The organism is Aquimarina litoralis, from assembly GCF_039523995.1.
Lineage (GTDB): Bacteria > Bacteroidota > Bacteroidia > Flavobacteriales > Flavobacteriaceae > Aquimarina > Aquimarina litoralis.
Window position 1 is genome coordinate 1 of sequence record NZ_BAAAGE010000015.1, and the last position, 3,627, is coordinate 3,627.

The following is a 3,627-nucleotide window of genomic DNA, read 5'->3' on the forward strand; positions in this document are numbered from 1 at the left end:
GATTCGTATCAGCAAAAGTCTTATCTATTAAACTATACTCATATAAATCATTTATACTTTCATAAACACTAAATCCTAAAACTCCTGATGCATCAATATCTACAACCAAAACCGTAGGAACGGTATAGTCATATAAATCATTATAATGAAAAATAGTATCTAAATTACCTCGGGTAGTTAGTAAAATTTTAGGCTGCAAATTCGTATACAACTCAGACCAGTGATTCTCCTTATACTTAGTGTCTATCGGTACATAAACCCCTCCAGATTTAAAAGCGCCTATCAATGAAATTATTTGTAATAAATCATCATCCATGAAAACTCCACAAATATCTTCTAAACTCAAACCGTAAGCTAACATAGCATGCGATAACTGATTTGAATAGCTATTCAAAGAAGTGTAACTTAAACTAAAATCACCATACTCAATACTGGTATGAGAACCGTAAGTATTTACAGATTCTTCAAAAACTGTATGTATTACCTTTTTATCCATTACAAACAATATTTCTATTTAACTTCTTATTTTTTAAGTTCATTTTACGTATTACTTCATCCACAAGTACATCTACAGCATCTATGTAAGGGATTGTTTCTTTGATTTTACTATATCCTATTTGCACTTCGGTACAGCCTCCAACAATCAAATCGACATTCTTCTTTTTTAATCCATTTACAGAATCTTGAAAAAGAGAGTATGCTTTATCTAAAATTTGAGCCGATTTCAACCCTCCTTCCATATAAACCGATCTCATAAATTTTTCTTCTTGTTCGTGTTTATCTAAAGTCACTAGTTCAAAAGGAGAGTTATGAAATTTTTTATGAAAAAGATTTGAATTAATGGTTCCTGTAGTTGCTAACAAACCTATTCTTCTGATATCCCTAAAATCCTTTTTAATCGTATTATGAACTAAATCAACTGGATCTAGAATATTTTTCCTTAATCTATCTTCTAGTTTATTGATGAAATGATATGAAGTAACGCAGGTAGACACTATATAATCAACCTCTTGTTGTCTCATCAAATTGATTGATCTTAACAATTCATTTTTAGGAGATTTTTCTCCATATACTATCGCTAAGGTACGATCAGGAATTTGACTATTATTATGAACTATGAATTCTGGAAAATCTTGATCTCTAGGAGCATCTATACTTTCAGTAAGTTTATTAAGAAAAAATAAACCCGCTCTTGTACCCATACCCGATATTACGCCTAATCTTTTCTTTTGTAACATGTTTTTAAAATTATCTTGATGTATTCAAATTATTTTATAAGACAAACCAGACGAACGATTTATTCGCCTGCTATTGAGCATTTCTTCTGTATTGTATTATCAAAGGTTTACTGAAAAGAAACTGACAATGAATGATAAGTGAAATTATACGCTTAAAAAGATAGCTTTTAATGTATTACTATGTTTTCAAGCGAATCTTTAATCTGAAATAAAACTATGTAAGTTCTAGGAAAATATATTTGGTCTTCCTGATATTTTGATGGTGTTTAAAACTGTATAATAATTAAATACAATTTTTAAAAGTCTTCACTAATTGCAGCGTTTACTTCATCAAAAAAGAATACCTGCTCTTGTTTTTCGACTTCATCTATGATACTGTTACAATAATCTTTAATTAGTAAAGAATCATCTTTGGTTACTAATTCTGTTATGGACAAGAAATCGAGAAGTAATTTCTCTATTTCTTCGCCTTCAAACAGATCTTTATTATATACTATATTACAATTTGCTTTTTTCTGATGGATGTTAAAATAAAATGTTAAATCAAACTTACTTTTTGAAGAATCAACACTCGAAACTTGAAGTGATTGAGTATTGTTTTCATTTTCTTCTACGTCCTTTAAGTTTTGATTCATAACAAGCATGATATCAAATAGTGGATTTCTCGACAAGTCTTTATTCACCTTAAGATCTTCGATCAATAAATCAAAAGGATACATTTGATAATCTTGTGTCTCTAGTACACTCTCTTTAACGGTATCCAAAAAGCTACTATAATCCTCATTTTCATTAATAAAAAATCTTTGAGCTACAGTATTCACATAACATCCTATTTGGTTTTTTAGATAAGGATGTATTCTTCCTGATATAGGACTACCAATAATTAAATCTTTACTATATGAATATCTATACAGCAAAATATTAACCATTGCTAATAAATGCATATAGATAGAAGTATTTGATTCCTCTATTTTTCTTAATAATTTATTAAAAGTGTTTTCATCTATTTCACCTCGACAAATTCCACCATTATAAGTTTTAACCATTGGTCTTTGTTTAGAAATCGACAGCGTCAGTTTAGGAATTTCCCCTTTAAACTTTTTGAGCCAGTAAGATTTATGATCTTCGAAGTTTTCTTTTTTAAATTTTGTCAACCAACTTGCATAATCTTTAAACTGAATCTTTAATTCTGGTAAATTTGCCTTTTGCTCTTTTTTGATCGCATAATAATAAGCTAACACATCATTTGCTAAAATTTCCATAGACCAACCATCACTTATAATGTGGTGCATGTTGTAATAAAAGACATAGGTATCGTCTGAAGTTTGAAGTAGGCTCATTCTAATTAATGGACCATTTTCTAAATCAAACGGTTTATACATATCTTCTGTTATGTCCAATTCTATTTTTTGATCAATGTTATTATCTTTCCTGTAGTCTTTGTAATCTATATCTACTGCTATTTTTTCTACAGGTAATACCCACTGACGAACTTCTCCAGATGCATCTTCTCTAAATATTGTTCTTAAAATTTCATGTCTTTCTATGGTTGAATATATGGCTGCTTTAAAAGTATTTATATCATACTGATTATCCAATACGAAATAAGATGGCATGTTATATGCTTCTGAACCCTTGCTATATTGGCTTGCTATCCATAATCGTCTTTGTGTATCTGATAGTGGATAACTTTCTGCCTTTTCTACCTTTTGTATAGTGACAAATTCTGTTTTTTTAGCTGATTTTAATAAGTTAGAGTGAGACTGTATTGTTGAATAACTAAAAATGTCTTTAATACTTAACTTAACATTAAACTCTTCGTAATATTCGGTGATTAAACGAGTAGCTTTCAAGCTATGCCCTCCTAATTCAAAGAAATCATTAGTTATTCCAATACGATCTATTCCTAAAATTTCTTTCCAAATCTCTACTAGTTTTTTCTCTAAAACATTTCTTGGTGCGATAAGCTCTTCCTTGATCATATCAGATTCTAAAACCTCGGGTAAACTACGACGATCCACCTTACCATTCGACGTTAAGGGAAGACTATCCATAGAAACATAATAGCCAGGAACCATATAATCCGGTAACTCTTTGCTTAATCCAGAACGTAATGCCTTCTTATCTAAATCACCCTCTGATACTACATATGCTACCAAAGACTTATCCCCATCAAAATCCTGTACAACTACAACAGCCTGAGTAATCCAAGATCTTGATAACAAAACTTCTTCGATCTCGCCCAACTCTATGCGATGACCACGAATCTTTACCTGATCATCCTTCCTGCCCATAAAAGCAATAGAACCATCTGATAACCATCGAGCCAAATCACCACTGCGATACAAACGCTCTCCTTCCTTAAATGGATGATCGATAAACTTCTCTC

Annotated in this window: 3 protein-coding genes; all 3 read right to left on the reverse strand. The window is 30.7% G+C overall.

The window, feature by feature from the left end:
- A partial coding sequence (locus ABD077_RS25025) for an AMP-binding protein (protein WP_343914933.1) occupies positions 1-496 on the reverse strand: 496 nt, incomplete at its 3' end.
- Positions 489-1,238: an aspartate/glutamate racemase family protein gene (locus ABD077_RS25030; protein WP_343914934.1), complete on the reverse strand. Its 750-nt coding sequence runs from the start codon at positions 1,236-1,238 to the stop codon at positions 489-491. The genes ABD077_RS25025 and ABD077_RS25030, both read right to left, overlap by 8 nt.
- Positions 1,239-1,534: 296 nt before the next feature.
- Positions 1,535-3,627, reverse strand: a 2,093-nt coding sequence (locus ABD077_RS25035; RefSeq protein WP_343914935.1) for a condensation domain-containing protein, incomplete at its 5' end; no start/stop codon positions are given.